Source organism: Christensenella hongkongensis (assembly GCF_000981035.1).
In the GTDB taxonomy this organism is placed as follows: domain Bacteria; phylum Bacillota; class Clostridia; order Christensenellales; family Christensenellaceae; genus Christensenella; species Christensenella hongkongensis.
Genome location: NZ_LAYJ01000134.1, coordinates 1 through 21,890, shown reverse-complemented (window position 1 = coordinate 21,890; position 21,890 = coordinate 1). Strand labels below are relative to the sequence as shown.

The 21,890-nt window shown below is 49.1% G+C and carries 19 protein-coding genes; all 19 read left to right on the top strand.

The window, feature by feature from the left end; genetic code table 11:
* Positions 1-14: 14 nt before the first annotated feature.
* The 19 genes from CHK_RS15300 to CHK_RS15215 all read left to right on the top strand — a co-directional run bounded on the left by CHK_RS15300 (position 15) and on the right by CHK_RS15215 (position 21,722).
* Complete coding sequence (locus CHK_RS15300; protein WP_046444951.1) at positions 15-1,154, top strand: acyl-CoA dehydrogenase; 1,140 nt, start codon at positions 15-17, stop codon at positions 1,152-1,154.
* Between the two features lie 16 nt (positions 1,155-1,170).
* The gene (locus CHK_RS15295) at positions 1,171-1,953 is read left to right on the top strand and encodes an electron transfer flavoprotein subunit beta/FixA family protein (protein ID WP_046444950.1); all 783 of its coding nucleotides are present in this window, start codon (positions 1,171-1,173) and stop codon (positions 1,951-1,953) included.
* A 17-nt stretch (positions 1,954-1,970) separates the two neighbouring features.
* Positions 1,971-2,987 carry an electron transfer flavoprotein subunit alpha/FixB family protein gene (locus CHK_RS15290; RefSeq protein ID WP_046444949.1) on the top strand — a complete coding sequence of 339 codons (1,017 nt, stop codon included), beginning with the start codon at positions 1,971-1,973 and terminating at the stop codon, positions 2,985-2,987.
* A 263-nt stretch (positions 2,988-3,250) separates the two neighbouring features.
* Positions 3,251-4,741, top strand: a complete 1,491-nt coding sequence (locus CHK_RS15285; protein ID WP_046444948.1) for an aldehyde dehydrogenase family protein — start codon at positions 3,251-3,253, stop codon at positions 4,739-4,741.
* Positions 4,742-4,769: 28 nt separating this feature from the next.
* A complete protein-coding gene (locus CHK_RS15280) occupies positions 4,770-5,831 on the top strand; it encodes a zinc-dependent alcohol dehydrogenase (protein WP_052740653.1) in 1,062 nt (353 codons plus the stop codon).
* Positions 5,832-6,522: 691 nt separating this feature from the next.
* Positions 6,523-7,470, top strand: coding sequence for an L-lactate dehydrogenase (locus CHK_RS15275; protein WP_046444947.1), 948 nt, complete (start codon positions 6,523-6,525; stop codon positions 7,468-7,470).
* A 33-nt stretch (positions 7,471-7,503) separates the two neighbouring features.
* Positions 7,504-8,868 carry a class II fumarate hydratase gene (gene fumC / locus CHK_RS15270; protein ID WP_046444946.1) on the top strand — a complete coding sequence of 455 codons (1,365 nt, stop codon included), beginning with the start codon at positions 7,504-7,506 and terminating at the stop codon, positions 8,866-8,868.
* 154 nt (positions 8,869-9,022) lie between these two features.
* The gene (locus tag CHK_RS15265; protein WP_046444968.1) at positions 9,023-9,823 is read left to right on the top strand and encodes a CoB--CoM heterodisulfide reductase iron-sulfur subunit B family protein; all 801 of its coding nucleotides are present in this window, start codon (positions 9,023-9,025) and stop codon (positions 9,821-9,823) included.
* Positions 9,820-10,212, top strand: a complete 393-nt coding sequence (locus tag CHK_RS15260; protein ID WP_046444945.1) for a 4Fe-4S dicluster domain-containing protein — start codon at positions 9,820-9,822, stop codon at positions 10,210-10,212. The genes CHK_RS15265 and CHK_RS15260 overlap by 4 nt, the downstream gene beginning before the upstream one ends.
* Positions 10,213-10,406: 194 nt before the next feature.
* Positions 10,407-12,395 carry a CoB--CoM heterodisulfide reductase iron-sulfur subunit A family protein gene (locus CHK_RS15255; RefSeq protein ID WP_046444944.1) on the top strand — a complete coding sequence of 663 codons (1,989 nt, stop codon included), beginning with the start codon at positions 10,407-10,409 and terminating at the stop codon, positions 12,393-12,395.
* Positions 12,383-12,835 carry a hydrogenase iron-sulfur subunit gene (locus tag CHK_RS15250; protein ID WP_131925078.1) on the top strand — a complete coding sequence of 151 codons (453 nt, stop codon included), beginning with the start codon at positions 12,383-12,385 and terminating at the stop codon, positions 12,833-12,835. The genes CHK_RS15255 and CHK_RS15250 overlap by 13 nt, the downstream gene beginning before the upstream one ends.
* Positions 12,823-13,845 (top strand): 4Fe-4S dicluster domain-containing protein, encoded by a 1,023-nt coding sequence (locus CHK_RS15245; protein WP_046444943.1) that lies wholly within the window; start codon positions 12,823-12,825, stop codon positions 13,843-13,845. Before CHK_RS15250 ends, CHK_RS15245 begins: the two co-directional genes overlap by 13 nt.
* Positions 13,845-14,876, top strand: a complete 1,032-nt coding sequence (locus tag CHK_RS15240) for a 4Fe-4S dicluster domain-containing protein (protein ID WP_046444942.1) — start codon at positions 13,845-13,847, stop codon at positions 14,874-14,876. Before CHK_RS15245 ends, CHK_RS15240 begins: the two co-directional genes overlap by 1 nt.
* Entirely contained in the window at positions 14,866-15,714 is an 849-nt protein-coding gene (locus CHK_RS15235) for an FAD/NAD(P)-binding protein (RefSeq protein ID WP_046444941.1), read from the top strand. Before CHK_RS15240 ends, CHK_RS15235 begins: the two co-directional genes overlap by 11 nt.
* Positions 15,715-15,734: 20 nt before the next feature.
* Positions 15,735-16,409 (top strand): 4Fe-4S dicluster domain-containing protein, encoded by a 675-nt coding sequence (locus CHK_RS15230; RefSeq protein WP_046444940.1) that lies wholly within the window; start codon positions 15,735-15,737, stop codon positions 16,407-16,409.
* A gap of 13 nt (positions 16,410-16,422) precedes the next feature.
* Positions 16,423-18,036: an FAD-dependent oxidoreductase gene (locus CHK_RS15225; protein ID WP_046444939.1), complete on the top strand. Its 1,614-nt coding sequence runs from the start codon at positions 16,423-16,425 to the stop codon at positions 18,034-18,036.
* A gap of 312 nt (positions 18,037-18,348) precedes the next feature.
* On the top strand, positions 18,349-19,677 hold the full coding sequence (locus CHK_RS15910; RefSeq protein ID WP_052740652.1) for a PTS sugar transporter subunit IIC: 1,329 nt from the start codon (positions 18,349-18,351) through the stop codon (positions 19,675-19,677).
* Positions 19,634-20,509: an EAL domain-containing protein gene (locus CHK_RS15220; protein ID WP_052740651.1), complete on the top strand. Its 876-nt coding sequence runs from the start codon at positions 19,634-19,636 to the stop codon at positions 20,507-20,509. Before CHK_RS15910 ends, CHK_RS15220 begins: the two co-directional genes overlap by 44 nt.
* Before the next feature lie 214 nt (positions 20,510-20,723).
* Entirely contained in the window at positions 20,724-21,722 is a 999-nt protein-coding gene (locus CHK_RS15215; RefSeq protein WP_046444938.1) for a DUF4432 family protein, read from the top strand.
* The last annotated feature ends 168 nt before the right edge of the window (positions 21,723-21,890 follow it).

The window sequence follows — 21,890 nt, the reverse complement described above, 5'->3', positions numbered from 1 at the left end:
TTTAGGAGAGAGATATGGATTTCACATTAAGCAAAGAACATCAGATGCTGCAAACACTGTTTCGTGATTTTGCAGAACAAGAAGTGAAGCCGCTCGCTGAGGAACTGGATGAAGAAGAACGCTTCCCGGTTGAGACGGTAGAAAAGATGAAAAAGTACGGCTTTTTGGGCATACCCTTCCCCAAGGAGTATGGCGGACAGGGCTGTGATACGCTTGCGTATGTATTGTGCGTTGAGGAGCTTTCCAAGGTGTGCGGTACAACAGGAGTTATCGTTTCGGCGCATACGTCCCTCGGTTCAGATCCGATCAAAAAGTTTGGTACGGACGAGCAAAAACAGAAATACCTCGTTCCGCTTGCAAAGGGCGAACATATCGGTGCGTTTGGCCTGACGGAAGCAGGCGCGGGTACGGATGCTTCCGGGCAGCAGACAAAGGCTGTTCTCGAAGGCGACCACTATGTGCTCAATGGAAATAAGATTTTTATTACCAATGCGGGCTATGCCGATACGTATATCATTTTCGCAATGACCGATAAATCCAAGGGAAACCACGGGATTTCGGCGTTCATTGTCGAGAAGGATTTCCCGGGATTTTCCGTTGGAAAAAAAGAGCGCAAAATGGGTATCCGCGGCAGCGCCACGGCAGAGCTGATTATGGAAAACTGTATTGTTCCCAAAGAAAACCTTCTTGGGAAAGAGGGACAGGGCTTCAAAGTGGCAATGGCTACGCTTGACGGCGGAAGAATCGGCATCGCCGCGCAGGCGCTCGGTATTGCGGAAGGTGCTTTCAATGAAGCTGTTGCCTATGTAAAGGAAAGAAAGCAGTTTGGAAGACCGCTTTCCAAATTCCAGAATACGCAGTTTGTGCTTGCAGATCTCAAAGCGAGAATTGACGCGGCGCAGCTGCTCGTATACCGCGCGGCAGTCGCAAAGGATACAAAAGACCGTTTCTCCGTAGAATCGGCAGTTGCAAAGTTGTATGCTGCGGAAACCGCAATGGAAGTAACGACAAAATGCGTCCAGCTTCTGGGCGGATATGGTTATACAAGGGAATACCCGGTGGAGCGCATGATGCGCGACGCGAAGATCACAGAGATCTACGAGGGTACCAGCGAAGTTCAGCGTATGGTTATTTCCGGCGCTGCGCTGAAGTAAACGGGAGGTAATTACAGTGAATATAGTAGTTTGCATCAAACAGGTTCCGGATACAAATGAAGTTAAGCTGGACCCGGTCACAGGGACATTAATCCGTGAAGGGGTTCCGAGCATCATCAATCCGGACGATAAAGCAGGTCTTGAAGCAGCACTCAGGCTGAAAGATTCTATGGGCGCGAAGGTCAGCGTTATTTCGATGGGGCCGCCCCAGGCAGACCTTGCGCTTCGCGAGGCGCTCGCAATGGGCGCGGACGAAGCGATCCTCGTGACAGACAGGGCGTTTGGCGGTGCGGATACATGGGCGACTTCGTCTACGCTTGCATCGGCGATCAGAAAGCTGCCTTTTGACCTGATCATCACAGGCCGTCAGGCAATCGATGGAGATACGGCGCAGGTTGGCCCGCAGATTGCGGAGCACCTGAAGCTTCCCAACATCAGCTATGCGGAAGAAATCCGGGTAGAAGGCGACAACATCATTGTGAAGCGCCAGTACGAAGACCGTTATCATATGCTCAAGGCAAAAATGCCTTGCCTGATTACGGCTCTTGCAGAGCTGAACGATCCGCGGTACATGACGCCGATGGGAGTTTTTGACGCATATCGCGAGAAAGAAGTGGTGAAGTGGACCTTAGAGGACCTCGATGTGGACAGAAGCAACATCGGCCTGAAGGGTTCGCCCACACACGTGTTCAAATCCTTCACAAAACCTTTAAAGGCAGCGGGAACGGTCGTGAATACGGACGTGCAGGAATCGGTTGAATTTTTGATGGAAAAGCTCCGTGAAAAATTCATTATTTGACGGAAAGTGGTGAAAAGATGAATATACAGGATTATAAAGGCGTATTCGTATTCGCACAACAAGAAGATAATAAACTGACAGGCGTATCCATGGAGCTTGTCAGTAAGGCAAAAGAGCTTGCAGAGGCGCTCGATACGGAAGTAACGGCAGTGGTGCTTGGCTACGAGATCGGGGATATGGCCAATAAGCTTGGACGCTATGGCGCAGACAATGTGATTTTGGCGGACGCGCCGGAGCTTAAGGTTTATATGACGGAGCCTTATGCGCACGTGTTGACGTCGATCATTCAGGAGAAAAAGCCTGAGATCGTGCTGTATGGCGCAACTGCAATCGGAAGAGACCTTGCGCCGAGGGTTTCGGCCCGTGTGCATACAGGCCTTACAGCAGATTGCACAGGCCTCGAGGTCGATCCGGAAACAAAGAATCTTCGCATGACTCGTCCTGCGTTTGGCGGAAACATTATGGCGACGATCATCTGTCCGGATTACCGTCCGCAGATGGCGACGGTGCGTCCGGGTGTGATGCAGCGTATTTCTCCAATCGAGTCCCATGCAAAAGTTGAGAATTATAAGGTGGAGCTTCCAAAGGAAAGCATCAATGTCGAGATCATGGATATTGTCAAAAAGGTCAGCGACAAGATGGATATCCAGGATGCGAAAATCCTTGTATCCGGCGGACGCGGAATGGGCTGCCCGGAGAATTTCAAGCTTCTTGAGGATTTGGCGGAAGCGTTTGGCGGTACGGTGAGCTCGTCACGTGCGTGCGTTGACGCAGGCTGGGTGCCTAAGGACAGACAAGTCGGTCAGACTGGAAAAACGGTTCGCCCGGACCTCTATATCGCATGCGGCATTTCCGGCGCGATTCAGCATCTGGCGGGAATGGAGGACTCCGACGTGATCATTGCGATCAACAAGGATGAAACCGCTCCGATTTTCGAAGTTGCAGACTTTGGCGTTGTGGGAGATGTGATGAAGATATTGCCGGCGTTTACCGAGCAGGTCAAAAAAGCGATCGCTGAAAGAAGCGAAGCGTAACAAAGCAGCAGGCAAAAGGGATACCAAAATGGTATCCCTTTTTTGTTGCGTTCTATTTACCGGGATTTTCCGTATTGCGGTTTCAGGATAAAAGTCTTATAATAAAGCAACAGATAGATAATTTTTTGCTGACAGTTTACATTTCGACATAATCGTTCCTGACATGAATTGAAAATTGAAAATCGTTTCTAAGGTTACATAAGTCGCTTGGCGTGACGCATCACATGCGCGCGGTATAGATAAGAATCGACAGGAGGAGACCGATGAAAAATTTGAAGCTTTTTATCAACAACGAGTGGGTGGACGCGCAGGATAATAAGACCTTTCTTTCCTATAATCCTGCGACGGGAGAGCCTGTTGCGCAGCTTGCGCAGGGATCAAAGACCGATGTAGATAAGGCGATTGCCGCTGCAAAGGCGGCTTTTGACAGCGGCGTTTGGTCTGAAATGGATCCGGAAGAACGCGGCGGCTTTTTGGCGCGCGCCGCACAGATCATGCAGCGCAGGGCGGAGGAGCTTGCGGTGTGCGAAACGCAGGATACAGGCAAGCCGATCAGGGAATCGCGCGATGTTGATATTCCATACGCAATTCGCGCAATGGAGTATTTTTCAAAGGTTATGACAACTTTCAAAGGGGATATTGTCAATATTCCGGGCAATTTTGCGTTTGATTATGTGACATATGAGCCGATGGGCGTTGTGGGAACGATTTCTCCGTGGAATTTTCCGCTTCATTTGTTTACGCGGGCGGTATGTCCTGCGCTTGCCGCCGGAAATACGGTTGTGGCTAAAGCGTCGTCCCTCACGCCGGTTACCTCGCAGCTCATGGGAGAAATTTTTCTGGAAGCGGGTTTCCCGGCAGGTGTTGTAAATATTATATCCGGCCCCGGGGCCGTTGTTGGAGAGGCAATCATGGCAAACGAGAATGTCAGCATGGTTTCCTTTACAGGATCGGAAGAGGTGGGAAGAAGCCTTTTGGAACAGACCTCGCGTTCCAGGGTTATTAAAAAACTCATTTTGGAACTGGGAGGAAAAGGACCGCTGATCGCGCACAAGGATTGTGACATCAGTGGCGCGGTAAACTCAACAATCCAGGGATTTTGCCTCAATCAGGGCGAGGTATGCTGCGCTTCTACGCGGCTGATCGTCCATGAAGATATTTACGACGAATTTATGGAGCTTATGGTAAACCGTTTGGAATCTTTGAAACCGGGCGATATCATGGATCCGTCCACTCAGATTGGCTCGCTGATCAACAAACACCAGTATGATATTGTTGACGGTTACGTGCAGGAGGCGGCAAAAAACGGCGCGACAATATTGTGCGGCGGCAAACGGTATATGGAAGGCAACTGTGCAAAGGGTTACTATTATCTGCCGACAGTGCTTACGGATGTGAAACCGGATATGGCTTGCGTGCAGGAAGAGATATTTGGGCCGGTTTTGTGCGTTTTCAAGTATAAAGATACAGACGAAGCGGTCAGGCTTGCCAACGATACGCTGTTCGGGCTGGGCGCGGCAGTGTGGAGTGAGGACGTCAGGACGCTTTACCATATAAGCAGGAGGCTTAATGCGGGTACCGTATGGCAAAACTGTAATGTCATGTCAAAGCTCGAGGCGCCGTACGGCGGAAATAAAAACAGTGGAATCGGAAGGGAAAACGGAACGCATGGCATCCTTGAATACATGAAAACCAAAAATAATATTCTCTATGTGGGAGAGGAATACGATAATTTCTTCGGATTTCAGGATTGACCGGATAACCGAAAGGCAGAGTGGCGTTATGAAAGCGTTGATGAAGGTTGCAAAAGGCAAAGGAAATCTGGAGATTTGTGATATTCTCAGGCCGAAAATCAAAAATGAAGACGACGTACTGATTGAGGTAACGGCGGCGGGCGTATGCGGAACTGATATCCACATCTGGCGTGATGAATTTCCGTATTATCCGCCGGTGGTTATGGGACATGAATTTGCTGGGATTGTGCGGAAGACGGGAAAAAGCGTTACGCGTTTTTCTACGGGCGACCTCGTGGTGGGAGAACCCCATACGCACTTTTGCGGAAAATGCGAAATGTGCCGTGCGGGGAAGATACAGCTATGTGCGCACAAACGGTCGCCGGGATGGGGGATCGACGGGGCATTTACGGATTATCTTGTGATGCCGGAGCTTTTTCTGCACCATGTACCGGAGGGAGTGGACAGCGTAACGGCAGCACTTTGCGAACCGCTCGCGATTGTGACGACCGGAGTTTTGGAGCATGGAAAGATTGGGCCGCAGGATACTGTTGCCATCGTGGGGGCGGGACCGATTGGGTTGCTGTCCGCCGTGGCCGCAAAATCAGGCGGTGCCGCAAAGGTTGTCGTATTGGGGACGGATGCGGACGAGGCCGTGCGGTTTCCTGCTGCAAGAAAGCTGGGCGCGGACCAGGTGATTAACGTGCAAAGGGAGAATGCAAAAAAGCTGGTCGACAGCCTGACAAGCGGCCGGGGTGTGGATGTAGTGGTTGAGGCCAGCGGCGCCGCGGAGGGGATCAATACGGCGGCTGATATTGTAAAACAGTGTGGGAAAATAACTGTAGTAGGGATGCCGGGAGAAGAAAAGCTAAGCATCAAATGGCTCGAGATGATCCATAAGGTGCTGGATGTTAATTTCAATTTCAGCTCCAGCGTTTCGTCATGGGAGCGCGCGCTTTCTATCATGAAAACGACTCCGTACGATCTTTCAGCGGTGATCACGCACAAAGTCAATATCAGTAACTGGGAACAGGCATTCGACGATATCGCCATTGGGAACGCAATTAAAGTGATGTTTATTCCGCGTCAGGACACATATGATATCGGATGACAGTGGGATGATTTATGAGCAAAATGGAAGAGCCGGCAGTAAAGCCGGCTTTTCTATCTGTATTTTTACATAAGAGACAAATTCCTGCAAAAATGTAAATTTATTATTGCAATTTGGTAAGAAACAGATCAAATTGTTGTAAAATAGAATTGAAAGAAAAATTGAATGGAAAAAGCAGCGATAGAAATTTATTGCAGAGAAAAAGCAGGGAGAAGGACGATGGAAAAATTGGAATGACCATTTTACCAATTTTACCACGAAAAAAGTGTTAGAAACGAGACGTTTTTGTCAGGTGTTTTTAAAACGTGTGAAATAAGCGACAATAGGAGAATTAAAAATTATTGCGATTTTCGCCGATTATATAGATAAGTATTTACAAACGTATTATTATTTGTTAAAATATACACAAAGTATAGCTTTTCATGATGGGCTGGTATGTGCGCCCGCCAAAAAGCAGAAAGAAAATGAGGAAAACGTCATAACCGGAACAGTGGTTTTGCGGGAAATTAAATAGAGGATTGAAAAGGACAATTATGCTTGAAAGCAGCATGGAGTTTCATAATAAAGTATAAAATGTCTATTTTTGTGGAAAAAGAAATTACAGTTTGCAAGAAATGGATTTTAAAATTTCATTTTTTATAATTGATGAGGGATCAGTTAGGCTTAATCATTTTTGAGGGGGAACGGTTTTATGAGCAGGAAAGTAACGGTAATTGGCGCTGGGAGCGTCGGGGCGACGATCACGTACACATTGGCGGTCACAGGGCTTGCTTCTGAGGTTGTGGTAATCGACATCAATACGGAAAAAGCGCTTGGCGAAGCGATGGATGTGCGGCAGGGAACGCCCTTTTGCGCACCGATTAAGATATATGCCGGCACGTATGAGGACGCGGCGGGTTCGGATATCGTAATTATTACGTCCGGGCTTCCGAGAAAAGCAGGGCAATCAAGGATTGATCTTGCGCAGACGAACGTCGATATCATCAAAGAAATTGCACCGGAAATCGTTAAGCATGCGCCGGATGCGGTCTATATTCTGGTAAGCAATCCTGTAGACGTGCTGACCTATACCTTCTGCAAGGTTTCAGGAATCCCGGAAAGCAGGGTGATTGGTTCGGGAACACTGCTTGATACGGCAAGGCTGCGCAGCCGCCTTGCGGAATATCTGGCGATCAGCCAGAAGAGCGTGCACGCCTATGTATTGGGCGAGCATGGGGACAGCTCATTTGTACCGTGGTCCGCAGCGCGCGTTGGCAGTGCAAACATCCTGCGTCATTATGGGGAATTCAACATTGAAGGAGCGGTTAAGGCGGAGCTTAACACAGAAGAAATTGAGCAATACATCAGGACGTCGGGCGGAAAAATCATCGCACGCAAGGGAGCGACCTTCTATGCAATCGCGATTTCCGTATGCCATATGGTAGACTGTGTTTTTGGAAGTACAAGCAGGGTGATGACGGTATCTTCCATGCTGCATGGCGAATATGGAATCGATGACGTGTGCCTGAGCATTCCGTTTGTACTTGGCTCAAAGGGAATCTGCGGGACGGTACTGCCGACGCTCACCGACGATGAGGTCGCAAAGCTAAAGCACAGTGCCGATGTGCTAAAAGATGTTATTAAACAGGTAAAACTATAAATCTGTTATAAAAAATAGTGGGAGGCAGTTGAAATGGAATATCGTATTGAACGTGACTCAATGGGAGAAATGAAGGTTCCGGCTGACAGATACTGGGCGGCACAAACACAGAGAAGTCTGCAGAACTTCGAGATTGGTGACGAGGTAATGCCTCGCGAAATCACGCACGCTTTTGGAATCCTGAAAAAAGCGGCGGCGATTGCAAACTGCAATCTTGGGAAACTCGATGAAGAAAAACGCTCTGCGATCGAACAGGCCTGCGATGAAGTAATTGCCGGTAAGCTGAACGGGCATTTTCCGCTCGTGGTATGGCAGACCGGAAGCGGGACACAGTCCAATATGAATGCGAATGAAGTAATCGCGAACCGCGGGAACGAAATCGCCGGAAATAAGCTGCTGCATCCCAATGACCATGTCAATATGTCGCAAAGCTCCAACGACACCTTCCCAACGGCAATGCACATTGCGGCGGTGCTTGGAATAGAAGATAGGCTGATGCCTGAAATGGATCGTATGATTGAGACGCTCAAGCGTCTGGAAAAGGAAAATGAAGGGATCGTGAAGAGCGGGCGGACGCATTTGCAGGACGCTACGCCCATTGCTTTTTCGCAGGAAATCAGCGGCTGGCGCAATATGATCGAAAAGACAAAGAAAATGCTTGAAGCTGCGCTTCCGGGATTAAAGGAGCTGGCGCTTGGCGGAACGGCGGTTGGTACCGGCCTCAACGCGCCAAAAGGCTTTGCGGAAGAAATTGCAAAGCAGGTCGGCAACCTGACGGGCAAGGAATTTGTGACTGCTGAGAATAAATTCCATGCGCTTACCTCAAAGGACGATCTTGTGTTTGCGCACGGCGCTTTGAAGGCGCTTGCCGCAAACATGATGAAGATTGCAAACGATGTGAGATGGCTGGCCAGCGGCCCGCGTTGCGGATTGGGAGAAATCTTTATTCCGGAAAACGAGCCGGGCAGCTCGATTATGCCGGGCAAGGTAAATCCTACCCAGTGTGAATCGATGACAATGATTGCCGTACAGGTTATGGCAAACGACGTTGCGGTAGGCATGGCTGCTTCTCAGGGGAACTTTGAACTGAATGTATTCATGCCGGTGTGTATCTACAACTTCCTGCAGTCGGTAAGGCTTCTGACGGACGGCCTCAAATCCTTTAACGACAACTGCGTGACAGGGATTAAGGCAGACAGGGAGAAAATGAGTCACAATCTGCACAACTCGCTTATGCTGGTGACGGCGCTCAATCCGTACATTGGCTATGACAATGCCGCGAAAACGGCGAAAAAAGCGCATAAGGATAATATTTCCTTAAAAGAAGCGTGCGTAGAACTTGGATTCCTTACGCCGGAGAAATTCGACGAGGTATTCCATCCGGAGGAAATGATCTGAATCTGGTAAAGCGACACAACCCATTTGCCGGACGGCGGAAAGCAGCCGCGGTCCATTTGAAGGAAAACAGGGGAAAGGGGCGCCGCCCCTTTCCCAAAAAATAAGGGGAGTGCTAGAAGAAGGGAGGTTCCAATAGTTTCTATTGGAAATCAGTATGGTTTTTAGTTATTATCCGGGATGTACTTTAAAAACAAAGGCAAAACAACTGGATGAATATGGAAGAAAGTCTGCAGAAGCGCTGGGCATCAGCCTGGAGGAATTGCCAGAATGGCAGTGCTGCGGCGCGGTTTATCCGATGGCAAAGGATGAGATTGCCACAAAGCTTTCGGCGGTTAGGGCGCTTGACAGTGCAAAGGGGCTCGGAAACGAGCTTATTACGCTGTGCAGCGCATGCCATCATGTCTTAAAGCGTGTCAATAACGACATGGCGACAGATGATGATATTCGCATGAAGGTGAATAATTATCTCAAACTGGAAGAGGATTACGCGGGGGAAACTCCGGTCATCCACTATCTTGAAATGCTGCGTGATAAAGTAGGCTTTGATGAATTGAAAAAAAAGGTGGTAAATCCGCTGAAGGGCAGGAAGATAGGCGCATATTACGGTTGCCTGCTGCTGCGTCCCAGCGATGAGCTGCAGTTTGATAATCCGGAAAATCCTACGATCATAGAGGATTTTATCAGGGCGATTGGCGCAGAGCCTGTTATCTACCCATACCGCAACGAATGCTGCGGAGGATATGTGGTAATCGAGGATAAGGAAGCGCCAAAAAAAATGTGTGAGAATATTATTTCTTCCGCAGAAGGAAAAGGAGCGGAAGCGGTTGTAACCGCCTGTCCGCTTTGCAGGTACAACCTTGACGCAAACAGCGCAAAGCATGATTTGCAGGTATATTACTTTACAGAGCTTTTGGCTGAGGCGCTTGGAGTGAAGGAAGGAGGCGCATCGCAGTGAATGAAGCACAAAAAGACCAACTTGAAACTGTAGTCAGGATCAGCGGCGTCGATCCGAAAAAGTGTATGGTATGCGGGAAATGTTCGGGAACATGTCCGGCTTATGATGAAATGGAATATCACCCGCACCAGTTTGTCGCGATGGTTCGCAAAGGCCAGATAGACAAGCTTGCAAAGTCCGAATCAATCTGGAGATGCCTTTCCTGCTTTGCATGCGTCGAGCGGTGTCCGCGCAGCGTGGAACCGGCCAAGCTCATTGAGGCGGTGCGTCTTATGGTGATCCGCGAGCAGGGTGCAAACCATTTGAAAGTGACGAAGATTCCGGAGATACTGGATGATGAAATGCCACAGCAGGCGATCACCAGTGCATTGCGGAAGTATAATAAGTAGGTATTAGCATTTTAACCTGTTGCAGGAATTGGGCCAAGCTGTAAAAATGTGCGTTCGATGAGACCGCCGGGAACAAGCCGGCGTATAAGGATGGGGCTACGTGTCATTCAACAAACGTACAAGGCGTGGAAAGCGTTGTTTTTTCCGCGAAAGGAGCATGGCGACTGCCACAGGCGAGAGGAGAAGTGATTTTCTTGCAGAGAATAGGAGTTTTTGTCTGTTGGTGTGGAAGCAACATTGCGGCGACAGTTGACGTGGAAGCGGTAGCGGAAGCGCTGAAAAATGAGCCGGGTGTCGTATACACTGCAGATTATCAGTATATGTGTTCGGAGGGCGGACAATCGAGAATCAAGGAGGCGGTCAAAGAACATGGCCTTACCGGGATTGTCGTTTGTTCCTGTTCCCCCAGAATGCACGAAGCAACGTTCCGTAAAACGGCCGTTGCCGCGGGGATCAACCCATACATGGTTGAGATCGCGAACATCCGCGAGCAGTGCTCGTGGATTCATAAGGATAAGGTAGAAGGAACAGAAAAGGCGATCATACTTGCCAAAGCCGCGGTAGCAAAGCTGAACCTGAACGCACCGCTTACGGCTGGCGAAAGTCCGGTTGTAAAGCGCGCGCTTGTGATCGGCGGAGGGATCGCCGGCATACAGACAGCGCTTGATATTGCGGACGCCGGATATGAGGTGGACATCGTTGAGAAGTCGCCTACCATAGGCGGTAAAATGGCGCAGCTCGATAAAACGTTTCCGACGCTGGACTGTGCGGCCTGCATTTTGACGCCCAAAATGGTGGATGCAGCATCGCATGAGAAAATCAACCTGTATACGTACAGCGAGGTGGAAAAAGTATCCGGATTCGTTGGCAATTTCACGGTTGATATCAGGAAAAAAGCGCGTAATGTAAACAGCGACCTTTGTACAGGCTGCGGCGCGTGCACGGAAAAGTGCCCGTCGCGCAAAGCAAAGAGCGAATTCAATATGGGACTTTCAAACCGCGGTGCAATCTATATTCCTTTTGCACAGGCGATTCCGAACGTTCCGGTCATCGACCATGACGCATGTATCCATTTCAAAACCGGAAAATGCGGGTTGTGCGAAAAGGTATGTACGGCAAAGGCGATTGATTTTGAACAGCAGGATGAGATTGTAACGAGGCAGTATGGCGCGATTATCGCTGCGACAGGCTTTAATCCGATCAAACTGGATAAGTTTGACGAATACCAGTATTCACAATGCCCGGATGTGGTAACGTCGCTTGAATTTGAGCGGCTGACCAATGCGGCAGGACCGACAAAAGGCGTTCTTTTGCGCCCGTCGGACGGGGAACATCCCAAGACGATCGTATTTGTGCAGTGCGTTGGTTCACGCGACACCTCCGGCTGCGGAAAACAGTATTGCTCGAAAATTTGCTGTATGTATACTGCAAAGCATGCCATGCTGGTGCGTGAAAAATATCCGGATACGGACGTTCATGTATTTTATATCGACGTGCGTACGCCCGGCAAGAACTTTGACGAGTTCCAGCGCCGCGCGGTAGAACAGTACGATGTGGATTACATCAAGGGTATGGTTGGTAAAATTGCGGAAGAAAATGGCAAGCTAAAGGTGCAGGGATCGGACCTCATCAATGGGGAGCAGATTTTGATCGACGCGGATCTCGTGGTGCTTGCAACGGCAATCGAGCCGGACGACAGCGCACGAAGCCTTGCATCGATGCTGACGGCAAGTATGGATACGAACGACTTCTTTACGGAGGCGCATCCCAAGCTTCGGCCTGTGGAAAGTCCGACGGCGGGCGTATTCCTGTCAGGAGTGTGCCAGGGGCCCAAGGACATCCCGGAGACAGTCGCCCAGGCAGGCGCTGCCGCAGCCAAGGTGATCGGTTTGCTTGCAAAGGATAAACTGACCTGCAATCCATGTGTCGCGGGCAGCGATGAGCTGCTGTGCAATGGCTGCAGCGCCTGCAAGAACGTTTGTCCGTACGGGGCGATCGATTATGTGGAAAAAGAAATCAACGACCACGGAGTGCGCGAAGTGCGCAGGGTTGCATGTGTGAACGAGGCGGTCTGCCAGGGCTGCGGCGCGTGCACGGTTACCTGTCCTTCTGGCGCAATGGATTTGAAGGGCTTTACCAATAAACAGATTATGGCGGAGGTGGATGCGATATGCAAGAACTGAACGAAGAAAAGAAGAGCGAATTTAAACCGCTTATCGTAGCGTTCTGCTGTAACTGGTGCAGTTATGCAGGGGCGGACCTTGCGGGGACGAGCCGGCTTTCCTATCCGGCAAACGTTAAAATCATACGGGTTCCTTGCTCCTGCCGTGTAAATCCGATGTTTATTTTGCGGGCGTTCCAGCGTGGGGCAGACGGCGTGATCATCAACGGATGCCATCCGGGTGACTGCCACTACTCTACGGGAAACTACTACGCAAGAAGAAGAATGACGCTTCTGTTCAGTATGCTCGATTATCTGGGGATCGAAAAGGGCCGCACAAGAGTGGAATGGGTTTCCGCTGCCGAGGGCCAGAGATTCTCTAAGGTCATGAACGAATTCGTCCAGACCATCCATGAATTGGGTGAGAACAAGAGACTGGAGGATTTGAGATGCAAGCAATAGAGAAACAAATCAGGGAAAGGGCGAAGGCGCTTCTTGCCGATGGAATTGTTGACCGTGTGATCGGCTGGAAAAAAGGCGAGTACTTTTACGATAATACGCCGGCAGTTTTTGGCCCGGATGATATTGACGAGCTTATATACAACAGCTTTTGCGGTGCGAACCTCAGCAAATACCTGATTGCGGAAAGCAAAAAGGAAGGCAAGGTACTTGCGCTGTTAAAGCCGTGTGATACCTACAGCTTCAACCAGCTTTTGAAAGAGCACCGGATTAACCGTGAAAACGTATATGTGCTGGGAATTCCATGCCACGGCATGGCGGACATAGATAAGCTGCATGCAAAGGGAATCAAAGGGATCGAAGGCATCGAGCCAAACCGTAACATCAAAGGAGTCGAAGAGGCTGAGGATGACGCAAGCGAGCTCGAGCTTAAGGTTAAGACAATTTATGGCGATAAGACGTGTGCGCTTGGCGAGGTTTTACTTGAAAAATGCTGCGCATGCAAGGGGACGGAGCATGTCATTTTTGACGAGGTGATCGAGGACAGGCACCCAGTTCCACAGAGCTCGTTTGACCGCTTTGGCATGGTGAAAAAACTGGAGGCAATGACGCCGGACGAGAGGTTTAACTTCTGGCGCGCAGAGCTATCCAAGTGTATTCGCTGCAATGCCTGCCGGAACGTATGCCCGGCCTGCTCGTGCCTCAAATGTGTGTTTGATAATGACAATTCCGGCATCAGCAGCAAAGCGAATGTAGATACGTTTGAAGAAAACATGTTCCATATTATCCGCGCGTTCCATGTGGCGGGGCGTTGCACGGATTGCGGCGAATGCAGCCGCGTTTGTCCGCAGGGTATTCCGCTGCATCTGCTGAACCGTAAATTCATCAAGGATATCGATGAATTTTATGGAGAATACCAGGCCGGTAAGGACGATAATTCCCCGTGGCCTCTTGTGGAATACACAGAAGGCGACGTGGAGCCGGACGTTGTAAGCAAAGGAGGAGAAAAGTGATGCAAAAATTGCCTATGAGCCGAATCGGCGAGCTTTTTTCCGCAATGAACGGGAACAGGGAATTATATGTGCCGGTTACGAAGGCCGGTAAGGCGAATTTCGATAAGTGGAGCGAAGATGCGAATGTGAATCTGAGCGCGCTGCATACTGTAAAATCGCCAAAGGATATGTTTTTCCCGCAGAGCGAGGATCTCGTGGCCTTTAAAATGGAAGGCAAGAATATCGATGTACTGCCGCCGGAAGAGCCGGATACGCCCTTTGTGGTATTTGGCGTTCGCCCGTGCGACGCAAGAAGCATGGAAATACTTGACCTTGTGTTTTTAAGCGATCCGGTAGATACCTATTATGAAGCGCGCCGCAAAAATGGCGTGGTGGTATCACTGGCGTGTAACGAGCCGGAGGAAACGTGCTTTTGCGGCGCGTTTGGCATCGATGCGACGAAGCCGGCCGGGGACGTCGCAACATGGATCGTAAACGATAATCTTTACTGGAAGCCCCTTACCGAAAAGGGCGAAGAGTTGACAGCGCAGCTTTCCGGGTTACTGGAAGCAGCGGATGAAACGGAAATTGAAGACGCGACCAGGGCGGTAAAGGAAATCTTAAACAAGCTGCCTCTTCGTGATTTAAGCCTCGAAGGTTTTGGCGAAGACAACATGAACGAATTATTTGATTCGCCGCAGTGGGCGGAGCTTTCACGTGCGTGTATCGGTTGCGGCACTTGCACATTTGTGTGCCCGACCTGCCAGTGCTATGACATCCGCGATTTCAATACGAACGATGGCGTACAGCGTTACCGTTGCTGGGATTCGTGTATGTATTCCGACTTTACGAGAATGGCGCACGGCAACCCGCGTAAAACGCAGGTGGAGCGTTTCCGCCAGCGGTTTATGCACAAGCTGGTATATTTTCCCGCGAATAACGACGGGGTATATTCCTGCGTGGGATGCGGAAGGTGCGTAGCAAAATGCCCGATCTCCATGAATATCGTAAAGGTAATAAAAGCTTTGGGAGTGAATGAAGATGAGCGATAAGATCGATATGAGCAGAAAGGATTCGTTGATCCCAATGGTTGGGGTTATTACGGATATCAGAAAGGATACGCCCGATGTAAAGACGTTTCGTGCCAATGCACCGGGCGGCGGCGTATGCTTTGAGCATATGCCGGGCCAGTGCGCGATGCTTTCGATTCCCGGCGTGGGTGAGGCGATGTTTTCCATTACCTCTTCGCCGACCAATACGGAGTTTATGGAATTCAGCATCAAAAAATGTGGTTGCCTGACAGATTGGCTGCACCAGATGGATGTAGGCCAGCAGATTGCGATCCGCGGGCCTTATGGAAACGCTTTTCCGGTGGAAACCGAGCTGAAAGGCAAGGATTTGTTATTCATTGCAGGCGGTATCGGCCTTGCGCCGCTGCGCTCGGTGATCAATTACGTGCTTCATTACAGGGAAAATTATGGAAAGGTTGATATCCTTTACGGATCGCGTTCCATGGACGACCTTGTGGACTTTAATGAAATTAAAACAGAGTGGTCGAATGCGCAAAACGTGGATGTACATCTTACGATTGACCGCGAGCAGGATGGCTGGGACGGACACGTCGGTTTCGTTCCTGATTATGTCAAGGAGTTGCAGTTCAGTACCGATAAGACGGTACTGGTGTGCGGCCCGCCGATCATGATCAAGTTTACGCTTGCGGCTCTTGAAACGCTTGGTTTTGATAAAACACAGGTATATACGACAATGGAGCTTCGGATGAAGTGTGGAGTCGGCAAGTGTGGGCGCTGCAACATTGGTTCGAAGTATGTTTGTAAAGACGGTCCGGTTTTCCGCTGCGATGAGCTTGAAGAATTACCGGACGAATATTGATTGAGAGGAGAGACAGATAAATGGAAGAAATGGTAAATGTCTTTCTGATGGGAAAAAAATATAGTGTCCCGTCAGGCCTTACCATCATGGGGGCAATGGAATATGCGGGATACCAGCTGGTGCGCGGCTGCGGCTGTCGAAACGGATTTTGCGGGGCCTGCGCGACGATTTACAGGATCAAGGGAGATAATACGCTCAAGTTTTGCCTTGCATGCCAGACGACGGTAGAGGACAATATGTATGTAGCGATGCTGCCGTTTTTCCCAATCGTCAAACCAGTTTACGATATGGAAAAAACCAAGCCTACAGAGCAGATTATGATGCAGCTTTATCCTGAGATTTACAGCTGTATTGGCTGCAACGCCTGCACAAAGGCCTGCACTCAGGAGCTTAAGGTAATGCAGTATATTGCACACGCACAGCGTGGCGAATATGAGAAATGCGCGGAAAAATCTTTTGACTGCGTGATGTGCGGCGTGTGCTCGGCACGTTGCCCGGCAGAGATTTCCCATCCGCAGGTCGCTCTTCTCGCGCGCCGGTTGACCGGAAAATATATCGCGCCCGAATCAAAGCATCTGACACAGCGCGTACACGATATCGAGAACGGCGATTTTACAAAGCTTCTCGAGGATGTTGCGGGAAAACCGATCGAAGAATTAAAAGAGCTCTATAACCATAGAGAGATCGAAGAATAAGGAGGCGGGAATTATGTTTACACCAGAAATGCTTGAATCCATCAAAAAGGTGGAGGCGACAAGGGCAGACAGAATCGGCGTAGAACCCAAAAGAATGACCGCCGAAGAAAAAGAAACGCTTTTGAGCAAGTTTCATCCGGACTATAAAACAGATAGCTTTGAAGCGCTCAAAATAGGCCCAAACAAGGGCGATAAGGTGCCGATTGAGCTTGCTGCGCTTTTGCAGGCCAACAGCAGGGTAAAGGGGCTTGACCTAGACCTTGAAAATGTGGCATATGATGTTGACGTACTCATCATCGGTGGCGGTGGCGCAGGCGCTTCTGCGGCGATTGAAGCGCATAACGCAGGGGCAAACGTTATGATTGTAACGAAGCTTCGCATGGGCGACGCCAACACGATGATGGCTGAGGGCGGCATACAGGCAGCCGATAAAGCGAACGATTCCCCGGCGATCCATTATCTGGATGCGCTGGGCGGAGGCCATTACGCAAATAAACCTGAGCTTTTGAAAAAGCTGGTGTCCGAAGGGCCCGGCGCAGTAAAATGGCTCAACGAGTTTGGCGTGATGTTTGATAAAGCGCCGGACGGAACGATGATCACAACGCATGGCGGAGGTACGTCGCGCAAAAGGATGCACGCAGCAAGAGATTATTCCGGCGCAGAGATTATGCGCGTGTTGCGTGACGAAGTCATGAACCGTGAAATTCCGATTGTTGACTTTACAGCGGCGATTGAGCTGATTTTGGACGAAAATGGTAAAGCTGCGGGCGCAGTGCTGCAGAATATGGAAACGTGCGAATATCTGGTAGCGCGTGCAAAGACAGTTATTATTGCAACCGGTGGGGCAGGACGCCTGCATTATCAGGGGTTCCCGACCTCCAACCATTACGGCGCTACGGCAGACGGACTCATTCTTGCATATCGTGCGGGTGCACCGCTTTTGTATGCGGATACCCTGCAGTATCATCCTACGGGCGTTGCGTTCCCGGAGCAGATATTCGGCGCGCTTGTGACGGAAAAGGTGCGCTCTATGGGAGCGATGCTCATCAACTCCGAAGGGGAGGCTTTCATGCACCCGCTCGAAACGCGCGATGTAGCGGCGGCTTCGGTTATCCGCGAATGCAACGAACGCCATAAGGGTGTGGAGACTCCGGAAGGTTATGGCGTATGGCTTGATACTCCAATGATCGATATCATCCACGGCGAGGGAATGCTGGAAAAAAGACTTCCTGCGATGCTGCGGATGTATATGAAATATGACATCGATATGAGAAAAGTACCGATCCTGATTTATCCGACTCTTCACTACCAGAACGGCGGAATCGATATCAGCGTCGACGGCATGAGCCATGTTGAAAACCTGTTTGTAGCGGGAGAGGCTGTTGGCGGAATCCACGGGCGGAACCGGCTGATGGGTAATTCATTGCTCGACGTAATCGTATTCGGCAGGAATGCAGGGCAGAATGCGGCTGCGAAGGCTTCCTCAGTGAAGGTTGGAAAGTTGACGCTCGATCACGTGGATAAATACGCAAAGGAAATGGAACAGGCGGGCATCAAGAGCGATAAAGTATCGCCGCTGCTGCTCCCCACATATACGCATGGCAGGGAAAAACGCCAGGCGGAATAAAGACGGGGCAGCGGAATCAGCAAGTTTATTTTGAAAGACTGTAAAATTGTTATACACAGCATACGTTTTAGCCATTTTTGGCGGAGCGTATGCTGTTTGCCTTTCAGGTATCTAATGAGGTCTGGCCGGATGGCTTATTGAAGCGGGGAAGAAAACATCGTGAGTGATACGGAAGTAAAACAACGATGAACAGGGTAGCAAAAAATAATGAGCCAAACACCGAACAGGACAGAAATATCAAAAATGCAAATTAAAAATAACACATACAGCGATCTTCTATGATATAATAAATATAATACAGGATAGTACAGGTTGGGTATCAAAGTGTTTCACAAAATCGCAAAAGCTTTTCAGGGAATTCTGGATAAAATCGAAAATAGCAAGGTTTCCCGTGCGATACGCAAAGGGCTTATTACTGCTATCCCGGTTCTTATGATCGGATCCATCGCGCTTATTTTATTGAGTTTGCCAATCGAGGCTTTTCAAAGCTTTCTTGCTTCTTTTGGCGGCGGAATTTTGCATCAGATTTTGAGCCTTGTCCACAGTGCGGCGTTTGACTTTCTCGCAATCGTTTTTTTAATCACGATCAGCTATAGCTACGCGCAGATTTGCAGCAACAAAATGTCTATGAGGATTGGCGTTCCCGTGATTGCATTGTGCTGCTTTATGATTATGTCGGGCGCGGGCACGGATAGCTTTTCCATGTCCAACTTTGGCGTCAACGGCCTTTTTATTGCAATCCTTACGGCTGTTTTTTCCAGTATGCTCTTTATCAGGCTTGCATCCGTACCAAAACTGGCGTTGCATATTTATGCCGATGGTACCGACCATGATTTCAATACGGCCTTTTCCATGATATTGCCCGGCGCGATTGTGCTGCTTGCTTTTGCCACTGTAAACTATGTTCTAACCAACGTTTTGGGAGTAAACAATTTATCTGATTTTCTGGCGGAGAAAATGATTACCCTGTTTATGGGATTGGGGGAGGGACTGCTTTCCGGAATTTTATTCGTATTCTTCCTTGGAACGTTTTGGTTTTTCGGTATCCATGGCGGAAACGTTATGGATCAGGTTTCCCAGCAATATTTTGCGGGAAATGTGGATGTTAATATTGCAAACATTGCCGCTGGTTTACCACCCACGGAAATATTGAGCAAAACCTTTTTTGACGTATTTGTATTTATGGGGGGCTGCGGAACAATCCTCTGTCTCGTAATTGCAGTCTTTTTATTTTCCCGCAGGAGGAGCGTAAAGGACATTGCAAAAATGGGCGTCGGCCCTACCATATTCAATATCAACGAATTTGTAATTTTTGGTCTGCCGGTCGTTCTCAATCCCGTATTTTTTATTCCGTTTGTTTTAACGCCGATTGTGATTACCGTGATCTCTTATTTCGCCGTTTATCTTGGGATTGTACCTTATGTGACGCAAACGGTAGAGTGGACAACTCCAGCCATACTGAGCGGCTTTGTGGCGACGGGCTCTGTTGCGGGAAGCCTTTTGCAAATCGTAAATATTGTTGTGGGCGTTTTGATTTACCGTCCATATTTTCAGGATATACGAGAAAAAACAGCTTGTCAGCGTAAAGAACGATATTTTGAAATTGACAAGAATTTTAAACGAAGCGGAAAAGGAAAATAAACAGCCCGGGCTATTGAACCGGAACGATCGGTTGGGTTCAGTTGCAAAAATGTTGACGACAGATCTTCGGCACGCAATCAAAGCCCATAAGCTGACGCTGTATTATCAGCCGCAGGTGAGGGGAACGGGCGAATGCTTTGGGGCAGAGGCGCTGCTTCGCTGGGAACATGAAATCGGAGGCTTTGTCTCTCCGCCGCTGATCATCGAGCTTGCGCGGGAAGCGGGATTTCTGGGAGAACTGGAGCGGGAAGTGCTTGATATGGCCTGCGCAGGGCTTTCCAGCCTCAATGAAAAGTTGGGAAAGGATTTTGAACTGTCGTTCAATATTACTCCGGATTCCCTCGGGGAGCGGGACTTTTTCGAACAGCTACAGGGTATTGTGCAGAAGAATGCAGTTAATCCGCAAAACTTGTGGATTGAAGTGACGGAGCAGGCTTTGCTCGCAGATACGCCGGAGATGGAAAAGACGATGAATTTGCTCCGCAAGGCTGGCTACAGGCTTTCCCTTGACGATTTCGGTATGGGGCATACGTCTTTGCTGTATTTACAGAATAACCAGTTTGATCAGGTAAAACTGGATGGTTCCATTGTGCGGGATATGCTGCAAAACGACCGCTCGTGCGATATTATTTCTTCTATTCTCTACTTGAGCAAATCACTCCATTTTTCAGTTTTGGCCGAATATGTAGAGGTGCCGGAGCAAAGAGAAAAGCTTATGGAGCTTGGCTGCAATGAGTTTCAGGGCTATCTGTACAGCAAACCGGTACCGGAAAATGAATTTGTAGAGCTGGTTACGAAATGGAGAAAGCTGCATAATGGCGAGAGTCTTTAGGCAGAGCCGTCCAAAGTTTAAGGATTATCAAAATCCGCATTATGAAGGGGAGAGCGGATTTTTTATACATAACGGAAAGAATACTTGTTTTTCATGAAAAAATCGAAGTTTTGATGTACTTTGCAGGAAGAATGATGTAAGATATTAGTGAAAACAATTCATAAAATGTCTTTTTCAATACGCAGGAAATACAGATTAATAGGAGGTTTTTTGTATGCTTTCAAAAAAGGAAATGTATCGTTATGCCGGTGACCTTTCGCAGTTGTTTTATGCCAGACAGTATCGTCTCGTCGGAGGACGTGCGGATGGAATGCGTGCTGTTGACGTAAATAATGGCGCGGGAATTGAATTTACTGTATATGTGGACAGGGCAATGGATATCGGAAGGTTTTCGATCCATGGCGATAACTGCGCTTATCTCTCTAAAGCAGGCATGGCTGCGCCAGCCTATTATGACGACAAAATGGGCGGGTGGCTCAAGACGTTCAACGGCGGGCTTCTTACAACCTGTGGGCTTACGCAGGTAGGACAGCCGTGTGTGGACGACGGCGAAGAGCTTGGGCTACATGGGGATATCAGCGCGGCTCCGGCAGAAGACTTTTGCTGCGAGGTGGATATGGATGCGGAAATACCTGAAATTATTCTTCGTGGCAAAATGCGTACTGCCAGAATATTTGGAAAAAGCATTTGCATGACGCGTGAAATCCGGGTGAAATATGGCGATAACAAAGTATATCTTACTGACAAAGTGGAAAATCTTGCGGCAACCCGCCAGCCATATATGGTGCTTTATCATATGAATATGGGGTACCCGCTCCTTGACGCGGGCGTTAAATTCGAAACGAGCGGCGAATATACCGGCCCATACGCCGAATACCCGGAGGAGAACACTAAGAACCGTTTGATTTACCCGGACGTATCCGATTCAGGGGCGGAAGAGGTATACTATTATAAAAACAAGGCCGAAAGGGACGGAATGGGTTATGCCGGCATCTACAACGAGAAGCTGAAAAAAGGCATCCGCATCTGGACAAAGCCCGAGCAGCTCGACCGTTTTGCAAACTGGAAAAATCCATATGCAGGTGATTATGTGATGGGCGTTGAGCCGAGCAACTGCTTTGTCGGCGGACGGGAAAAAGAACGCGAAACAGGACTTAAATACATTGAACCCTATGAAGTAAAAACGCAGGAACTAATCATAGAAGCTATCTAAGAAATAAAGCAATCAAAAGGCCGTGCATTTTGTACGGCCTTTTTAGTATGTCTTTAGCCAGTTGAGGGAGCGAAGCGAACGAAACAAAAACCCACCCGTTAAACGGGTGGAAAAAGAAAGCTTACAGCGCAAAAAACTCCTTTCGAGTAGAATGTAGATGTTCAGGCT

Coding starts and splice junctions, on each gene's coding strand:
- CHK_RS15300 (WP_046444951.1), top strand. CDS start 15: ATGGATTTCACATTAAGCAAAGAACATCAGATGCTGCAAACACTGTTT.
- CHK_RS15290 (WP_046444949.1), top strand. CDS start 1,971: ATGAATATACAGGATTATAAAGGCGTATTCGTATTCGCACAACAAGAA.
- CHK_RS15285 (WP_046444948.1), top strand. CDS start 3,251: ATGAAAAATTTGAAGCTTTTTATCAACAACGAGTGGGTGGACGCGCAG.
- CHK_RS15280 (WP_052740653.1), top strand. CDS start 4,770: ATGAAAGCGTTGATGAAGGTTGCAAAAGGCAAAGGAAATCTGGAGATT.
- CHK_RS15275 (WP_046444947.1), top strand. CDS start 6,523: ATGAGCAGGAAAGTAACGGTAATTGGCGCTGGGAGCGTCGGGGCGACG.
- fumC (WP_046444946.1), top strand. CDS start 7,504: ATGGAATATCGTATTGAACGTGACTCAATGGGAGAAATGAAGGTTCCG.
- CHK_RS15265 (WP_046444968.1), top strand. CDS start 9,023: ATGGTTTTTAGTTATTATCCGGGATGTACTTTAAAAACAAAGGCAAAA.
- CHK_RS15250 (WP_131925078.1), top strand. CDS start 12,383: ATGCAAGAACTGAACGAAGAAAAGAAGAGCGAATTTAAACCGCTTATC.
- CHK_RS15245 (WP_046444943.1), top strand. CDS start 12,823: ATGCAAGCAATAGAGAAACAAATCAGGGAAAGGGCGAAGGCGCTTCTT.
- CHK_RS15240 (WP_046444942.1), top strand. CDS start 13,845: ATGCAAAAATTGCCTATGAGCCGAATCGGCGAGCTTTTTTCCGCAATG.
- CHK_RS15235 (WP_046444941.1), top strand. CDS start 14,866: ATGAGCGATAAGATCGATATGAGCAGAAAGGATTCGTTGATCCCAATG.
- CHK_RS15230 (WP_046444940.1), top strand. CDS start 15,735: ATGGAAGAAATGGTAAATGTCTTTCTGATGGGAAAAAAATATAGTGTC.
- CHK_RS15225 (WP_046444939.1), top strand. CDS start 16,423: ATGTTTACACCAGAAATGCTTGAATCCATCAAAAAGGTGGAGGCGACA.
- CHK_RS15215 (WP_046444938.1), top strand. CDS start 20,724: ATGCTTTCAAAAAAGGAAATGTATCGTTATGCCGGTGACCTTTCGCAG.